General features: G+C 72.5%; 14 protein-coding genes. 8 read left to right on the top strand and 6 right to left on the bottom strand.

The annotated features are described in order from the left end of the window. Nucleotides 1–13: 13 nt before the first annotated feature. Nucleotides 14–451, bottom strand: a complete 438-nt coding sequence (locus tag I5071_RS01670) for a hypothetical protein (protein WP_236520104.1) — start codon at nt 449–451, stop codon at nt 14–16. 65 nt (nt 452–516) lie between these two features. On the opposite strand from I5071_RS01670, the gene I5071_RS01665 reads away from it, so the two are divergent. The 3 genes from I5071_RS01665 to I5071_RS01655 all read left to right on the top strand — a co-directional run bounded on the left by I5071_RS01665 (nt 517) and on the right by I5071_RS01655 (nt 4,050). Further along, a complete protein-coding gene (locus I5071_RS01665) occupies nt 517–1,377 on the top strand; it encodes a hypothetical protein (protein WP_236520103.1) in 861 nt (286 codons plus the stop codon). A 67-nt stretch (nt 1,378–1,444) separates the two neighbouring features. Beyond that, nucleotides 1,445–3,286: a 50S ribosomal protein L11 methyltransferase gene (gene prmA / locus I5071_RS01660; protein ID WP_236520102.1), complete on the top strand. Its 1,842-nt coding sequence runs from the start codon at nt 1,445–1,447 to the stop codon at nt 3,284–3,286. After that, nucleotides 3,283–4,050, top strand: coding sequence for an RsmE family RNA methyltransferase (locus I5071_RS01655; RefSeq protein WP_236520101.1), 768 nt, complete (start codon nt 3,283–3,285; stop codon nt 4,048–4,050). Before prmA ends, I5071_RS01655 begins: the two co-directional genes overlap by 4 nt. On the opposite strand, the gene I5071_RS01650 is transcribed toward I5071_RS01655, so the two are convergent. Then, complete coding sequence (locus tag I5071_RS01650; RefSeq protein WP_236520100.1) at nt 4,014–4,448, bottom strand: hypothetical protein; 435 nt, start codon at nt 4,446–4,448, stop codon at nt 4,014–4,016. The two genes, I5071_RS01655 and I5071_RS01650, sit on opposite strands and share 37 nt — an antisense overlap. A gap of 175 nt (nt 4,449–4,623) precedes the next feature. Here I5071_RS01650 and I5071_RS01645 point away from each other — a divergent pair, with 175 nt between their 5' ends. Next, complete coding sequence (locus I5071_RS01645; RefSeq protein WP_236520099.1) at nt 4,624–7,695, top strand: HEAT repeat domain-containing protein; 3,072 nt, start codon at nt 4,624–4,626, stop codon at nt 7,693–7,695. On the opposite strand, the gene I5071_RS01640 is transcribed toward I5071_RS01645, so the two are convergent. Beyond that, nucleotides 7,696–8,583 carry a serine/threonine-protein kinase gene (locus I5071_RS01640; RefSeq protein ID WP_236520098.1) on the bottom strand — a complete coding sequence of 296 codons (888 nt, stop codon included), beginning with the start codon at nt 8,581–8,583 and terminating at the stop codon, nt 7,696–7,698. A 137-nt stretch (nt 8,584–8,720) separates the two neighbouring features. On the opposite strand from I5071_RS01640, the gene gatC reads away from it, so the two are divergent. The 3 genes from gatC to gatB are packed head-to-tail and all read left to right on the top strand — an operon-like array spanning nt 8,721 to nt 11,957. Further along, the gene (gene gatC / locus I5071_RS01635) at nt 8,721–9,020 is read left to right on the top strand and encodes an Asp-tRNA(Asn)/Glu-tRNA(Gln) amidotransferase subunit GatC (protein WP_236520097.1); all 300 of its coding nucleotides are present in this window, start codon (nt 8,721–8,723) and stop codon (nt 9,018–9,020) included. Then, nucleotides 9,020–10,483 (top strand): Asp-tRNA(Asn)/Glu-tRNA(Gln) amidotransferase subunit GatA, encoded by a 1,464-nt coding sequence (gene gatA / locus I5071_RS01630; protein ID WP_329611129.1) that lies wholly within the window; start codon nt 9,020–9,022, stop codon nt 10,481–10,483. Before gatC ends, gatA begins: the two co-directional genes overlap by 1 nt. A 7-nt stretch (nt 10,484–10,490) precedes the next feature. After that, nucleotides 10,491–11,957: an Asp-tRNA(Asn)/Glu-tRNA(Gln) amidotransferase subunit GatB gene (gene gatB, locus I5071_RS01625; RefSeq protein ID WP_329611128.1), complete on the top strand. Its 1,467-nt coding sequence runs from the start codon at nt 10,491–10,493 to the stop codon at nt 11,955–11,957. Here gatB and I5071_RS01620 read toward each other — a convergent pair. Both I5071_RS01620 and I5071_RS01615 read right to left on the bottom strand, forming a co-directional pair. Then, nucleotides 11,941–12,873 (bottom strand): hypothetical protein, encoded by a 933-nt coding sequence (locus tag I5071_RS01620; RefSeq protein ID WP_236520095.1) that lies wholly within the window; start codon nt 12,871–12,873, stop codon nt 11,941–11,943. The genes gatB and I5071_RS01620 overlap by 17 nt on opposite strands. Before the next feature lie 45 nt (nt 12,874–12,918). Continuing rightward, entirely contained in the window at nt 12,919–13,827 is a 909-nt protein-coding gene (locus I5071_RS01615) for a LysR family transcriptional regulator (protein ID WP_236520094.1), read from the bottom strand. Between the two features lie 91 nt (nt 13,828–13,918). Between I5071_RS01615 and I5071_RS01610 the strand changes: the two genes are divergently transcribed. Further along, on the top strand, nt 13,919–14,995 hold the full coding sequence (locus I5071_RS01610) for an SDR family oxidoreductase (protein ID WP_236520093.1): 1,077 nt from the start codon (nt 13,919–13,921) through the stop codon (nt 14,993–14,995). A 45-nt stretch (nt 14,996–15,040) separates the two neighbouring features. Here I5071_RS01610 and I5071_RS01605 read toward each other — a convergent pair whose 3' ends face one another. After that, nucleotides 15,041–15,769: a hypothetical protein gene (locus I5071_RS01605; protein WP_236520092.1), complete on the bottom strand. Its 729-nt coding sequence runs from the start codon at nt 15,767–15,769 to the stop codon at nt 15,041–15,043. Nucleotides 15,770–15,932 lie beyond the last annotated feature (163 nt).

The following is a 15,932-nucleotide window of genomic DNA, read 5'->3' as shown; positions in this document are numbered from 1 at the left end:
CTCCGGCAAGGACTCAGCCCGAGCGGGAAGCCAGGAAGAAGCGTGCGAGCAGGTCGAGCTCGCCTTCGCGCGCGGGGTCCCCGGTGATGCTGCGCATCGCGGCCGCGAGGGTGTCGCCCGTGTTCGCCGCCGCGGCGTCGGCCGCTCCGTCGAGGATCGGATCGCCCACGAAGCCCTCGACGACGTTGTAGGCGTTGTCCCCGAGGATCACCGAGCCCGACGCGTACTCCCCGCCGACGGTCGCGATCTGCTCGAGATCCTTCACCTTTCCGATGAGATCGGAGGGGTCCCCGGCGCCCGTGACCTCTTCGAGGAAGAGCACCGCGGTCTTCAGGTTGAACCGATTCCCGTCGTTCTTGGTGGTCATCACCTCGCCGTCGACGTCGACGAGCTCCTCCGAGAGCCACTGATCGAGCTTCGACTGCGAGACGAAGAGCCGGTTGAGGCCCATGCGCGCGAACGTACCACAGAGCTCCGAGCTGAAATGACGCTTTCGGATCTGGTACGGTCCGCCCCATGCTCCGCCTCGGGCTCGGGCTGACGTTCTTCCTGGCTTCCATCCTCGCGCTCGCGATCCCCGCTCCAGCGCACGCGCAGGGCGGCAATCCGCTCATCGAGCGCGGCATCAGCGAGTACGACGAGCTGCGCTTCGAGGAAGCGCTCCAGACCCTCTCGGCGGCGCTGGTGCGCCACGGGAACACGCGCGAGCAGCAGGGGCAGATCTACCGCTACCTCGCGCTCACGTACCTCGCGCTCGACCGCGAGGAAGAGGCCGCGGGCGCGTGGCGCTCGATGCTCGCGATCGATCCCGCGCACGAGGCGAGCAGTGATCTGAGCCCGCGCTTCCGCGAGTTCTTCGGTCAGGTGCGTCAGCAGTGGGAGTCGGAGGGACGCCCCGGTCGCGCGCCGCCGGCGCCGGTGTCGATCCAGCATCGCTCGCCGCCGCAGGCGAGCCGCGGGGAAGCGGTCGAGCTCTCGGCGCAGGTCGAGGACGCGGGCGGGCGCGTCGCGCAGCTCGTGCTCGCGTACCGGCATGGCACGAGCGCGGTGTTCCGGCGCGTGGACACGACGCGCGAGGGCAACGACTACGTCGCGACGATCCCCGCGGACGACGTGAGCCCGCCGCTCGTCGAGTACTACTTCGAGGCGGTCGACGGCGGCGGACTTCCGATCGCGTCGCGCGGCGACGTCGCGGCACCGCTGCGCATCGCGGTGCCCGCGCCCGGGGGCGACGTGACGAGCGAGGCGTGGTTCTGGATCGCGATCGGCGGCGGCGCGGCGGTGGTCGCGGGCGCGATCGTGCTCGGCGTCGTGCTCGGGAGCCAGGGCGGCGGAGACAATCCGCAGGGCACGCTGGTGATCACGATCGACGATTGATCGCCGCTCGTCCTCGCGTCATGGAACGGACCTCGCGCGGCTGACGCGCGGAGGACCAGGAAGAGCGATGGACGAGATCACACCGCGATACCCGACGGTGCACGTCGAGGTGCCGGAGAACGACGTCGACGACGCCTCGGCGATGCTGTGGGAGCTCGGCGCGAGCGGCGTCGAGGAGCGTGACGCGAGCACGCTCGACAAGCCGAGCGAAGGCGGCGCGCTGCTGGTCGCGCACTTCGACGACGAGGACGAGGCGCAGATCGCGGCGGAGACGCTGGTCGGCGAGGAGCGCGGCTGGCGCGCGCGCGTCGAGCACATCGTCGGCGACGAGTGGAAGCATCGCTGGCGCGAGTTCTTCAAGCCGACGCGGATCGGGAACCGACTGGTGATCCGCCCCTCCTGGGAACAAGTCGATGCGCGTGAGGGCGACGTGGTCCTGACGCTCGATCCCGGGCAGGCGTTCGGCACGGGGACGCACGAGACGACGCGTCTCGTGCTCGCCGAGCTCGAGTGGTGGGTGCGCGGCGGCGAGCACGTGCTCGACGTCGGGTGCGGCAGCGGGATCCTGTCGATCGGTGCGCTGCTGCTGGGCGCGGCGGACGCGGTCGCGATCGACAACGACGAGCTCGCGATCGACGCGACGAACGAGAACGCGGAGGCGAACCGGGTCGCGGATCGTGTGAACGCGAGCACCACGCCGATCGAGGAGATCGAGGGCACGTGGGGCCTCGTGGTCGCGAACATCGAGGCGCGGGTGCTGCTGCCGATGGCGGAGGCGCTGATGGCGCGGGTGGCGCCCGGCGGGATGCTCGTGCTGTCGGGGCTGCTCTTGCAGGACGAGGACGACATCCGGCGCGTGTACGCGGCGATGGAGCCGGTCGCGCGACGGCAGGAGCGGGACTGGATTGCGTTGACCTTCCGCGCGCCCGAGGCGCGCGTGCGAGAGAGGAGCGACGACGTGCAGCAGGACGCGAACGGACACGCGGGCAGCGGCGAGTCGCAGGCGCAGAGCGCCGCGGAGCCGGACATCGAGACGCTGGTGCAGGAGGAGGCCGGCATCGACGAGCTCTCGCAGATCGACGAGGCCGAGGAAGAGGCCGCGGCGCGGGAAGCCGAGCGGCGCGCGGAGCAGGAGCGCGACGCGACGATGTTCGGCTCGAGCCGCGACGGCTTCGACGACCTCGAGACGTACGGCGAGAGCGACGTGAGCGCGGAGGCCACGAGCGACGTGGTCGAGCGCGACCTCGGGCGCGACGAGGAGGACGTGCTCGAGGCCGAGACGGTCGACGAGACGATGGTCGTCGAGGACCACGAGACGCAGGTGCTCGAGGCGGGCGCGGCGGTGCTGCTCGCGTCGGTGGCGACGACGTCGGCCGAGGGCTCGGTCGCGCTGCTCGCGCCGGCGGAGGTCGAGGAGCTCGAGCCGCTCGAGGGCGAGGTGGAGCAGGCGGAGGAGAAGCGCCCGGCGAAGAAGGCGCCCGCGAAGAAGGCCGCTGCCAAGAAGGCCGCTGCCAAGAAGGCGCCCGCAAAGAAGACCGGTGCGACGAAGGCCGCTGCCAAGAAGGCGCCCGCCAAGAAGGCGCCCGCCAAGAAGACCGGTGCCAAGAAGGCGGCGGCGAAGAAGACCGCTGCGAAGAAGACCGCTGCGAAGAAGACCGCTGCGAAGAAGGCCGCGGCCAAGAAGGCGCCCGCCAAGAAGGCGGCGGCGAAGAAGACCGGCGCGAAGAAGGCCGCGGCCAAGAAGGCGGCGAAGAAGACCGGCGCGAAGAAGGCGGCGGCCAAGAAGGCCAGCGCCAAGAAGAGTGCGGCCAAGAAGGCGCCCGCCAAGAAGGCCAGCGCCAAGAAGAGTGCGGCCAAGAAGGCGCCCGCCAAGAAGGCCAGCGCCAAGAAGAAGTCGCGCCGCGGATGAGCGAGCCGCGCCGGCTGCACGCGCGCGCGCTGGGCACCCCCGGCGCGCGCGTCGTGCTCGACGCCGACGCCGCTCGACACGCGCGTGTGCTCCGCCTGCGTGCCGGCGATCGCGTCGTGCTCTTCGACGGCGTCGGCGCCGAAGCCGACGCGATCGTCGAGCACGTCGATGCCAGCACCGTCGCGTGTGGGATCGACACGCTGCGCGTCGCCGTCGCGCCGACCAGCCGCGTGGTGCTCGTCCAGGGCCTGCCCAAGGGCGGCAAGCTCGACGACATCGTGCGCAGCTGCACCGAGACCGGCGTCGCCGCGATCCACCTCGCGCTCGCCGAGCGCTCCGTCGCGCGCCCCGACGCGGACCGCAGCGCCGCGCGCCTCGATCGGCTGCACAAGATCGCCCACGAGGCCGCACGCCAGGCGGAGCGCGCGCACGTGCCCGCGATCGTCGCGCCCGCACCGCTCGACGAGGTCGCACGACGCGCGCCCGACGGCGCGACGCGCCTCATCGCATCACCCCGCGCGGGCGTGACCTGGGACGAGGCGCTCGAGGGCGCGCGCGAGGTGTGGATCGCGGTCGGCCCCGAGGGCGGGCTCTCGCCCGCCGAAGAAGACGCGCTCGTCGCGTCGGGATGGCGCCGCGCGCGGGTCGCGGTCCCGATCATGCGGGTCGAGACCGCCGCGCCGGTGCTCGTCGCGATGAGCGTCGATCGGCTCGCGCGCGGCGGCGATCAGGGCGCGCCGCAGGCGATCCACTCGCCGAGCTGATCGCGCTCCGCGTCGCTCGGGATCGCGCTGCTCGAGGGCGGCGGCATGTACAGGTTCACGCGGGTCGGGCCCGCGGCCGCCGCCGAGTCGACCGCCTCGAGGTGCATCTCCACGCCCGCGAGCGTGTCGAGGTCGGTGCCCAGCGGCGCACCGTTGCGCTCGCCGACCGTCGCGAGCTGCGAGTCGTGGCAGCGGACGCAGTACGCCTCGAAGAACTCGCGCCCGAACGTCTCGTACGTGAGCGTCGATCCGTCCGGGCAGGTCGCCTCGGTCGCGCCTCGCGATCGCGTCCGGAGGCGCATCCCGCCGCCGTCGTCGCCGCCCCCACCCCCGCCTGGCCCGCATCCCGCGAGCGCCACGAGAGCCATCACCACGAGCCCCAGCGTGCGTCCGGGCATGTCCTCGGAGAGCTAGCACGACCTCCCCTTTCGCGCCGGAAAACGCACAGGTTCGTTGACACCTCCCGAGGGCGCGGGCGAACATCGGAACCCCTCGGAACGACGACGCATGTCCGCCCTCACCTCTCTCCTCGCACGCGACCAGGTGGTCCCGGTTCGCAAGATCGAGGAGGCGTTGCAGAAGCAGGTCGTGTCGGGGGGCGAGATGTCGAGCGTCCTGCTCGAGCTCGACGCCGTCGCCGAGAACACGCTCGCCGCCTACTGCGCCGCGCTCTACGCGCTCCTGCCGGCCACGCGCGACGAGGTCATGCGCGTCCCGCGCGACACCGTGCGCATCGTGCCGCGCGAGATCGCCGAGCGTCATCGCCTCGTCCCGCTCGCGGTCGACGGTGGCACGCTGCTGGTCGCGCTCGCGCGCCCGCTCGACGCCGACGTCGAGGAGCAGCTCGGCTTCCTGCTCGGCTTCGAGCTGGTCACGCGCATCGTCTGCGACGTGCGCATCTCGGCGGCGCTGCTCCATCACTACGCGATCGAGGCGCCGCCGCGGCACACGCGCCTGATCGACAGGCTGCGCGCGCGCGATCCCGGGCCGGTCCCCTACGTCGCTCCGCCTCAGGAGGGCAAGGTCGATCGCCTGTCGCTCTCGCAAATGCCGCAGAAGCGGCCGAGCGTCGCCGACTGGCTCGACGAGGAGGACGAGGACGACGAGGCCCCTCCGCCGAGCACGCCGACGGTGCGTACCTCGCAGGTCCCCGAGAGCCGCACCACCGATCCGCTCGGCGTGCCGCGCGACGTCGTCGAGCGACGCATGCGCGAGGCGCAAGCGCCGAGCGCGCCGTCGCCCGCGCCCGCCAAGCCCGAGCCCACCAAGCCCGAGCCCACGGCGGCGAAGCCCTCGTCCGACCAGCCGCCGCGCTCCGAGCCCGGCAGCGAGACCGCGCGCGCGCTGCGGCGCCTCCGCGGCCCGCTGACCGCCGCACACGCCGTGAGGCTGCTTGAGCAGGCGGAGCACCGCGACGAGATCCTCGAGGTCTTCTTCGCGTTCTCGCGCCAGTTCTTCGACTACGCCGCGCTCTTCGTGGTGCACGACGACGTCGCCGACGGGCGCGACGCGTTCGGCTCGGGCGCGAGCCTCGAGGCGGTGCAGCGCGTCGCGGTGCCGCTCGACGTGCCGGGCACGTTCGGCGACGTGCGTCGCTCGCTCAAGCCGCACGTCGGTCGGCTCGCCTCGTCGGATCTCGATCGCCTCGTGCTCCGCGATCTCTCGCGCGGCGCGACGACGCCCGCGATGGTGATGCCGGTCGCGATCCGCGGGCGCGCGGTGCTGATGCTCTACGCCGATCGTGCGGGTGACTCGTTCACGCTCGCGGATCTGCCCGAGCTCGTCGCGTTCGTGCCGCGCGTGGTCGACGCGTTCGAGCGCTTGATCCTGCGGCGCAAGCGAGGCCCGGGATACCAGCGCGGCACCGGCGGCGATCGCGGCGGCGCGAGCGGCGGTGACGAGACCAGCGAGGGTGAACGAGCCGGCTCCGAGCGCGACACGTTGAAGATGGCCGCGCGCGCGATGGCGGAGATCACCCCGATGACGCGACCGCGCGCATCGTGGGCGGGCGCGCAGCCGACGCCCTCGACGCCGCCCGAGGCGCTGCCGGAGCTCTCGCGCCCCGAGGACGAGCCGCGCCTGCCTGATCGAGCGTCGCTGCGCGACCGCGTCGCGCGCTTCGAGTCGCCCCAGCCGAACGCGAGCCCGCAGCCGGGATCGTCGGTCGCATCGCGCTGGGAGTCGGCGGCACCGCCCGCGCCGATCGCGAGGGAGACCCCGCGTCCCGCGGCCTCGCGCACGGCGAGCTCGCCGGGCCTCGACGTCGCCGCGCTCGCACGATCGAGCGCGCCCCGCAGCGCGACGCTCCGCTCGATGCTCGGCATCCCGCGCGCCGCGCCGCTGCCGCCCGAGGCGAACGTCTCGCTCCCGCCGGTCTCGGAGCGTCCTCCGCCCGCGCCGGCGCGCGACGACGACGAGCCCGAGCTGACGCTCGCCTACGACGCGAACACGGCGGACAGCGGCGAGCACGATCTCGCCAGCGATCTCACGCCCGAGCCGCCGCGCGCGATCACGCCGCGCGCGGGGGGCGCGTACATCGTCCGCGACGCGGGCGTCGACGTCGTCGCGGCGACGCCCAAGCGCGCGGCGGAGCGCCCGCGCTCGATGCGCCCCGATCCGCGCGCCGAGGTCTCGGATCACGACGTGCCGGTGACCCAGGAGGTCATCCACGTCCCCGCGATCGACGCACGGCGCCATCGCCCCGCCGACAGCGCACCGCCGCAGAACCGCGCCGCGCCTCCGTCGAGCGTCGAGAGCCCGTCGGTGATCGTCGACATGGGCGATCAGGTCAACGCGATGGTGGTCGACCTCTCGCGCTGTGGGCCGGACGGCGAGCAGGCGATCGTCGAGTCGCTGGTGCGCATGGGCGAGGTCGCGCTGCCGACGCTCGCACAGGCGTTCCCGGGGCCGCTCTGGTTCGATCGTCGGCGTCCGTATCGGCGCATGCCGCGTGGTCGCGACGTGTCGGCGATCGGGCGCGCGCTCGTCGCGTTCCGCGATCGTGCAGCGCCGTACGTCGCGTCGTTGCTCGACGTGGCGCAGGCGGATCGGCGCTTCTACGCGACGCTGGTCGCGGGCGAGATCGTGCATTCCACGCTCGTCGCCGCGCTGGCGGATCGTGCGTTCGACGACGACGACGGAGTGCGCGCCGCGGCGCTCGAGATCCTCCCGCGGTTCCGGAGCTTCAAAGCGGAGTGGGTCGAGACGCTCGCGCAGCTCCGGCGCGCAGCGAAGATCCGCGGGCGCGATCCCGAGAAGCGGAGGCGTGCGGCGCGCGCGCTCGGCGCGCTTCGCGACGCGGGCTCGGTGCGTCTCCTGATCGAGCTGCTCGACGACGAGGATCAGGATCTCGCGGACGTCGCGCACCGCGCGCTGGTCGAGATCGCGTGCGAGGACATGGGGACCGCGGCGCGCCGGTGGATGCCGTGGCTCCAGAAGAACGAGCGGCGTCACCGCATCGAGTGGCTCATCGACGCGCTCTCACACAGCGACGAGGCGATCCGCACGGCCGCGGGCGAAGAGCTCAAGTCGCTGACCCAGCAGTACTACGGGTTCCATCCCGCCGCGACGCGCAAGGAGCGCGAGGTCGCGCAGCAGAAGTACCGGCGCTGGTGGGAAGAAGAAGGCGCTCGCCTGTTCGCGTGATCACAGGAACGGCGGCGACTCCGACTCCATCGTGCGCTCTTCCACCGTCGTGACCTCCGCATCCGCCGCTCTCGCGAGCGCGCCCAGCGCCCTCCTCGCGCTCGCCGTCGGCGTGAGCTCCGCGACCGCATCGAAGAGCGCGCCGGCGCTCGGATGACGATCGCTCGGCTCGGGCTCGAGCAGACGCTCGACGATCTCCACGAAGCGCTGGGGGACGTGGGGCGCGATCTTGGCGAGCGGCGCGCGATCGTTCGGCGTGCGCATCGCGCCGCGGAACGGGCGACGGCCCGACGCCGCCTCGTAGAGCAGAACCCCGAGCGAGAAGAGATCGGTCGCGGTCGATGCCTTGCCGGTCGCCGCGTAGTCGGGCGCCATGTACGCGACCTTGCCCTTGGCGAACCCGGTCGAGGTCACCGCCGCTCCGTCCTGCGCCTTCGCGATCCCGAAGTCCGCGAGCTTCACCTCGCCGACCTGGCTGATCAGCACGTTCGCCGGGGACACGTCGCGATGGAGCACCCCGTGCTCGTGCGCGTGCTCGAGCGCGGTCGCGAGCTCCAGCGCGAGCAGCGCCACCACGTCCGCCGGCAGCACGCGACGGTGCGCGTTCTCGGTGTCGAGCACGCGCCGTAGATCCGCGCCCTCGATCAGCTCGAGCGCGAGGAACGGCGCGCCCTCGTGCTCCCCCACGTCGAGCACCTGCACGATCGTCGCGTGCCGCAGCCGCGCCGCGATGCGCGCCTCCTCGAGGAACATCCGTACGAAGCGCGCGTCGCTCTGCCACGCGGGCAGGATCCGCTTCAGACACACCCGCTGCTCGATGCCGCCGGGCCCGCGCCGCAGCGCCCGGAACGTCTCGGCCATCCCTCCCGCGCCGATCCGCGAGAGCACCTCGTACCCCCCGATGTGCTCTCGTCGGGATCCTTCGCGCGTGGAGTGCTCGGCCATGCAGCGCGTCCCATCGGCGCCACGCGGCGCTCGTTGCGTGACCGCGTGCTACCGTCCCGCCCCCTCTCGGGAGGACTACGATGACCCAGCGGATCGGCCTCGACGAAGTCCGGCACGTCGCGTCGCTCGCGCGGCTCGCGCTCGACGAGAACGAGGTGCGCACGATGCAGGCGCAGCTCGACTCCATCCTCGACTCGATGGCGACGCTCGCGAAGCTCGACACCGAGGGCGTCCCGCCGACGCAGCACGCGCTCGAGATGGTCTGTCCGCTGCGCGCCGACGTGCCGGTCGCGTCGCTGCGTCGTGAAGAGGCCCTGCGTGCCGCGGCGCGCAGCGAGGCCGGCGCGTTCGCGGTGCCGAAGGTCATGGAGGGCGAGTGATGCTGCACCAGCTCAGCGCCGTCGCGATCGCCGAGAAGATCGCGAAGGGGGAGGTCTCGGCGGTCGAGGTCGCGCGCGCCGCGCTCGCACGCATCGCCAGCCTCGACGCGGGCATCCGCGCGTTCCTGCACGTCGACGCCGAGGGCGCGCTCGCGATGGCGGCCGCGGTCGATCGCACACGCGCGGCGGGCCAGGCGATCGGTCCGCTCGCGGGCGTCCCGGTCGCGGTGAAGGACAACCTCTGCCAGCGCGGCACGCCGACGACCTGCGCGTCGAAGATCCTCGAGGGCTGGATCGCGCCCTACGACGCCGACGTGATCGAGCGGCTGCGCGCCGCCGGCGCGGTGATCGTCGGCAAGTGCAACATGGACGAGTTCGCGATGGGCTCGTCGAACGAGAACAGCGCGTACGGCGCGGTGCACAACCCGTGGATGCAGGGGCGCGCGCCGGGCGGCAGCTCCGGCGGCAGCGCAGCGGCGGTCGCGGCCGGGTTCGCACCGCTCTCGCTCGGGAGCGACACCGGAGGCTCGGTGCGCCAGCCCGGATCGTTCTGCGGCCTCGTCGCGCTCAAGCCGACCTACGGGCGCGTCTCGCGCTACGGGCTCATCGCGTTCGCGTCGTCGCTCGATCAGATCGGGCCCTTCGCACGCGACGTGCGCTCGTTGGCGCGCATCACGAAGGTGATCGCGGGCCACGACCGGCGCGATGCGACGAGCGCCGAGGTGCCGGTCGCCGACTACGAGGCCGCGCTCGGCGAGCCGGTGAAGGGCCTGCGGGTCGGCGTGGTGCGCGACGCGGTGGACGGCGCGGGCAACGAGCCCAGCGTGAAGGCCGCGATGCTGAAGGCGATCGAGACGCTGCGCTCGCTCGGCTGCACCATCGTCGACGTCGCGCTGCCCACCGCGGAGCACGCGGTCAGCGCGTACTACATCGTCGCGCCCGCGGAGTGCAGCTCGAACCTCGCGCGCTTCGACGGCATGCGCTTCGGGCCGCGCATCGAGTCGGGCGATCTCAAGGAGACGTACGGCAAGACGCGCGCGCAGCTCTTCGGCCCCGAGGTGAAGCGCCGGATCATGCTCGGCACGTACGTGCTCAGCGCCGGGTACTACGACGCGTACTACGCGAAGGCGCAGAAGGCGCGCACGCTCATCGCGCGCGACTACGCGAGGGCGTTCGAGTCGTGCGACGTCGTGCTCACGCCGACCTCGCCGAGCGTCGCGTTCCCGCTCGGCGCGAAGACCCAGAACCCGCTCGAGATGTACCTCGCGGACGTGTTCACGCTGCCGCCGAGCCTCGCGGGCCTGCCCGCGATCAACGTCCCCGCGGGGATCGATCAGGGCCTGCCGATCGGCATGCAGCTCACCGCGCCCGCGTTCCGCGAGGACCTCCTCTTCCAGCTCGCGCACGCCTACGAGCAGGCGACCGAGTGGAAGGATCTCCACGCTCCCATCTTCTCCGCGTGAGGCGATCATGAGCACGGCGTACGAGACGGTGATCGGGCTCGAGGTGCACGCGCAGCTCCTCACCCGCACGAAGATGTTCTGCGGATGCGCGACCGCGTACGGCGCGCCGCCGAACACGCAGATCTGCCCGGTGTGCATCGGCCTTCCGGGCGCGCTGCCGGTGCCGAACCGCCAGGCGATCGAGCTCGCGATCCGCGCCGCGCTCGCGACCGGGTGCGAGGTGCGCAGCGCGTCGCGCTTCGCGCGGAAGAACTACTTCTATCCCGACCTCGCGAAGGGCTATCAGATCTCGCAGTTCGAGCTGCCGATGAACGAGCACGGCACGCTCGAGATCGAGAGCGGCAGCGGCAAGAAGACGGTCGGGATCATCCGCATCCACCTCGAGGAGGACGCGGCGAAGAACCTCCACGGCGTGGGCGCGGGCGTAGGCACGCTGGTCGACTTCAACCGCGCGGGCGTGCCGCTGATCGAGATCGTCGGCGCGCCGGATCTGCGCAGTGCCGACGAGGCCGAGGCCTATCTGAAGGTGCTGCGCGACATCCTGATGTTCGCCGGCGTGAACGACGGGAACCTCGAGGAGGGCTCGTTCCGCTGCGATGCGAACGTCTCGATCCGCCCGGTCGGTGATCCGAAGCTCGGCACCCGCGTCGAGCTCAAGAACATCAACTCGTTCCGCTTCGTGAAGAAGGCGATCGAGTACGAGGTCGCGCGCCAGGAAGCGCTGGTCTCGAGCGGCGGCAAGGTCGTGCAGGAGACGCGCACCTGGAGCGAGCCCCAGGGCAAGACGCTCTCGATGCGCAGCAAGGAAGAGGCGCACGACTATCGCTACTTCAGCGATCCCGATCTGCCGCCGCTCAGCGTCGATCCGAAGTGGATCGACGAGGTGCGCGCGCACATGCCCGAGGCGATCCCGGCGCGTCGCGCGCGCTGGCAGAGCGAGCTCGGGCTCACCGAGTACGACGCGCGCGTGCTCGGCGCGCACCCGGGCATCGCGGCGTGGTTCGAGTCGGCGGTCGTCGACACCGCCGCGCTGACGAAGCAGCCGCTCGCGACGACCGGCAAGAAGGTCGCGAACTTCGTGCAGAGCGAGGTGCTGCGCGACACCACGACGAACGGCCTCGAGGCGCGCTTCCCGATCCCGCCGGAGCGTCTCGCGGAGCTGCTCGCGCTGGTCGAGACCGGCACGATCAACGGCAAGATCGCGAAGGACGTCTTCGCCGACATGGTGAAGACGGGCAAGGCTCCGAAGGAGATCGTCGACAAGAAGGGCCTCGCGCAGGTGACCGACACCGGCGCGATCGAGGCCGCGATCCGCAAGGTCGTCGCCGACAACCCGAAGGAGCTCGAGAAGCTCAGGGCCGGCAAGACCAGCGTGAGAGGCTTCTTCGTCGGTCAGGTGATGAAGGCGACCCGCGGGACCGCGAACCCGGCGATCGTCAACGAGATCCTCGACAAGGTCATCGCCGAGGGCTGAGTCGGTCGACGATCGGGTTCACGATGGCGATGCACCACGTGTCGCGCGCCTCGAGGGGCGCGCACTGGCCCTCGCGAGTGCAGTAGAGCGCGTCGCACGCGAAGTCGGTGGTGCACTCGCCGCCGACCGGCGCGCGCGGCATGCAGAGCCCCGGCGAGGCAGCGCGCGGATCGCTCACCGCACGCACGTCGCAGAAGAGGCCGGGCTCGCAGTCCTCGGAGGCCGTCGTGCAGGGATCGCCGATCTCGCCGAGCGCGGTGCAGCGGCCCTGCATGCGATCGATGGTGCCGGTGATCTCGCAGCGCAGGCCGGGCACGCACACGTAGCGCGCCCACGAGCCCAGCAGGTCCGTGCGCGGCGGGACCGGCGGGGTGCAGTCTCCGCCCTCGCGGACGCTGCCGACGAGGAACTCGTTCTGCTTCGGGATCTCGATCGGATCGCAGTACGGCGCGGCGTCGATCATCGAGCGCAGCCACGCGTCGGCGGCCTCGCGATCCCACGTGAGCTGAGCGCGCAGCGGCTCGAGCTCGGCCGCGGTGGTGGCGCACCCCTCGAGAAGGATGTCGAGGCAGTCGCCGGGCGGCAGCACACGATCGGGGTGGTCGCAGCAGCGCGCGTTGGGCTCGCACGACAGGAGCGCGCTGCGCGCGCAGAACGTGTAGTAGTCGCCGGCGAGCGTGCCGGGGTCGTACCCCGCGTCGGGCACGCTCGGGAGCTGGGCGTCGCGCGGCGGTCGGCTCGCATCACGCGGCGCGGCCGCGTCGCGGCCCGACGCGTCGCGCGGCACCGGCGACGCATCGAAGCGCACCGAGGCGTCGAGATCGGCGCTCGGACCATCGCCGTCCAGGCCGTGGCTCGCGTAACAACTGGAGAGCGGCAGGCACAGTGCGAGAACGGCGGCGAGTCGTCCGCTCATGGCGACGAGGATGCCGGCGCGCCGGATCGCGCACAACCCCGGTCGTCACTCGAGCGCGACGTGCGCCACGAGGAAGTCGAGGAACGCGCGCACCCGCGCCGGGACGCGACGCCCCTCGCCCACGTACACGGCGTGCACCGGCTGCACCTCGCCCACGTCGATCGCGTCGAGCACGGTGCGCAGCCGCCCTGCGCGCAGATCCTCGGCCACCTGGAAGCGCGCGAGCCGCGCGACGCCGGCGCCCGCGAGCGCGAGACGCCGCATCGCCTCTCCGTCGCTGACGAGGACGGCGTCGCCCTGCGGGATCGACGTCACGCCGCGCGTGCCGTCGCGGAACGGCCACGCGTCGCTCTGCCGCGCGAAGCAGAACGCGAGGCGGCGATGGCGCGCGAGCTCGTCGGTCGTCCGCGGCGTCCCGTGGCGCGCGAGGTAGTCGGGCGACGCGACCACGACCATCCGGCTCTCGCCCAGCTTGCGCGCGACGAGGCGCGAGTCGCGCAGCGAGCCGGTGCGGATCGCGACGTCGGCGCGCGCCTCGAAGAGATCGACCACCACGTCGCCGAGCGCGATGTCGAGCGTGATCTCGGGGTGCTGGTCCGCGAAGCGCGGGATCAGCGGGAGCAGCACCTGGAGCCCGAACGGGACGTTGCTGTTGATCCGCAGCCGCCCGCGCGGCGCACCGCCCTCCGTGAGCGTGCTCTCGGCCGCGCGCATCTCCTCGAGGATCGTCACGCTGCGCTCGTAGAAGAACGAGCCCTCGTCGGTGAGCCGCAGCTTGCGCGTCGAGCGATGCAGCAGGCGCACGCCGAGCCGCTCCTCGAGGCGCGCGACCAGCTTGCTGACGGCCGAGGGCGTCATCCCGAGCCGGCGCGCCGCGGCGGAGAGCCCGCCGAGCTCGACGACCCGCACGAAGGCCTCCATCTCGCCCGACCGATTGACCTCGAGCCGTCCCACGTGCCCCGTCGATCGTGACCGTCGCTCACAAGTCTCGGTCGCCCGCGGACTCTAGTTCTCGGCCCATCGAGCGTCCATCGTGACGCTCGCCATGACCCACTCGAACAGCTCCTCTCGGGGCGAGCGCGTCGCGCTCGTCGCCGGCGCCAACGGTGTGATCGGGCGCGAGCTCGTCGCGCAGCTCGAGCGCTGCGAAGGCTGGCGCGTCGTCGCGCTCTCGCGGCGCGGCGGCGCGTCGACCGAGCGCGTCCAGCACGTCGCGGTCGACCTGCTCGACCGCGACGCGACGCGCGAGCGGCTGCGCGCGCTCTCCGACGTGACGCACGTGTTCTACGCCGCGTACCAGGATCGGCCGACGTGGTCCGAGCTCGTCGCGCCGAACGTCGCGATGCTCGTGAACGTGCTCGACGCGATCGAGCCGGTCGCGCGCAGGCTCGCGCACGTGAGCCTGATGCAGGGCTACAAGGTCTACGGCGCGCACCTCGGGCCCTTCAAGACGCCGGCGCGCGAGTCCGATCCGCCGCACATGCCGCCCGAGTTCAACGTCGATCAGCAGCGTGTGCTCGAAGCGCGGAGCCGCGCGCGCGGCTGGACGTGGTCCGCGCTGCGCCCCTCGGTCGTCGGCGGCGTCGCGCTCGGCAATCCGATGAACCTCGTCAGCACGCTCGCGGTGCTCGCGTCGATGTCGAAGCAGCTCGGCGTGCCGATGCGCTTCCCCGGCAAGCCGGGCGCGTACGACGCGCTGCTCGAGGTCACCGACGCCGGCCTGCTCGCGCGCGCGACGGTGTGGGCGGCGACCGATCCGCGCGGCGCGAACCAGGCGTTCAACGTGAACAACGGCGACCAGTTCCGGTGGAGCGAGACGTGGCCGGCGATCGCGCGCTGGTTCGACGTCGAGGTCGCGCCGCCGCTCCCGATGTCGCTCGAGGTCGTGATGGCGGACAAGGAGCCGCTGTGGAACGCGATGGTCGCCCAGCACGGCCTCGCGCCGAACCCCTACCGCGACGTCGCGTCGTGGCGCTTCGCGGACTTCGTGCTCGGGTGGGACTACGACGTGATCGCCGACGGCTCGAAGCTGCGGCGCGCCGGGTTCCACGAGCACGTCGCGACCGACGTGATGTTCGACGCGCTCTTCGGCGAGCTGCGGCGGCGTCGCGTGATCCCGTGAGGCGCGAGAGGTCCGCGACGCGCGCGCCGCGGGCCCTCTCGTTCGTCACGCCTCGCGCCGGCTCCCCTCGTCCTCGTCGAGATCGGGCGCGTCGCCCTCGTGCTCGGCGTCGCTCGGGCGCGCCCTGCCGCCGAAGCCGAGCTGACGGAGCAGCCGCCCGTCGGTGATCACGGCGCGCGCGATGGTGCTCCACTCGAGGTACCACGCCCAGAGATCGCGCTCGGCGAGCGCGTCGTCCTCGGGCGAGCGCGGCGACGCCGCCTCCTCGGTGCGCTCGATGCGCTCGACGCGCGCGAGCAGGGCGCGCGCGTCGTCGATCACCGCGTCGGTCAGGCCGCGCTTCGCGAGCAGGTCGCGTGCGCTGCGGCCCTCGCGGCCGAGCCCGCCGTCGGTGCGCGGGCGCGGCAGCGCCGTGACGCGCTCCACGAACGTCCCGACCGAGACGATCACCTCCGGGCCCGTCGTCTGCGAGAGGTTGAGGAACACGCGCTCGTGCGCCTCGGGCGCGTGGTTCCGGAGCACGACCTCGCAGATCGGGAACCACTTGTTCTCCCACGCGTCGAGCTCGACCACGACGCGCGGATCGGTGCTCACCGGCACCGGCGCGACGGCGAGGCGGCCCTGGGTGAGGCGCCCGAGCAGCGACAATCCGCGCGCGAGATCCGCGTCGTCGAAGCCGTGCCGCTGCAGCGCGGCGGCGATCCGAGGGTTGCGGAGGCCCATGAGGAGCCGGAGCACGCGGCTCGCCTTCTGTCCGATCGTGAGCTTGGCCATGAGGATCTGCGCCCTTTCGATCGCGGCAGCGCCTCTCGCGCCCGCGATCCCGGTGAACGGCGCACGGCCCGAGGCAGGCTCACCACGAGCCCCCCGCGCCGCACGCACGCCCCCCTCGTCGGGCGATGCGCGCCCCCGTTGCGTCGATCGATGCCCCGCATCG

Source organism: Sandaracinus amylolyticus, assembly GCF_021631985.1.
In the GTDB taxonomy this organism is placed as follows: domain Bacteria; phylum Myxococcota_A; class Polyangia; order Polyangiales; family Sandaracinaceae; genus Sandaracinus; species Sandaracinus amylolyticus_A.
Note: the sequence above shows the minus strand (reverse complement) of the source record. Positions and strands in the feature narration are given on the sequence as shown.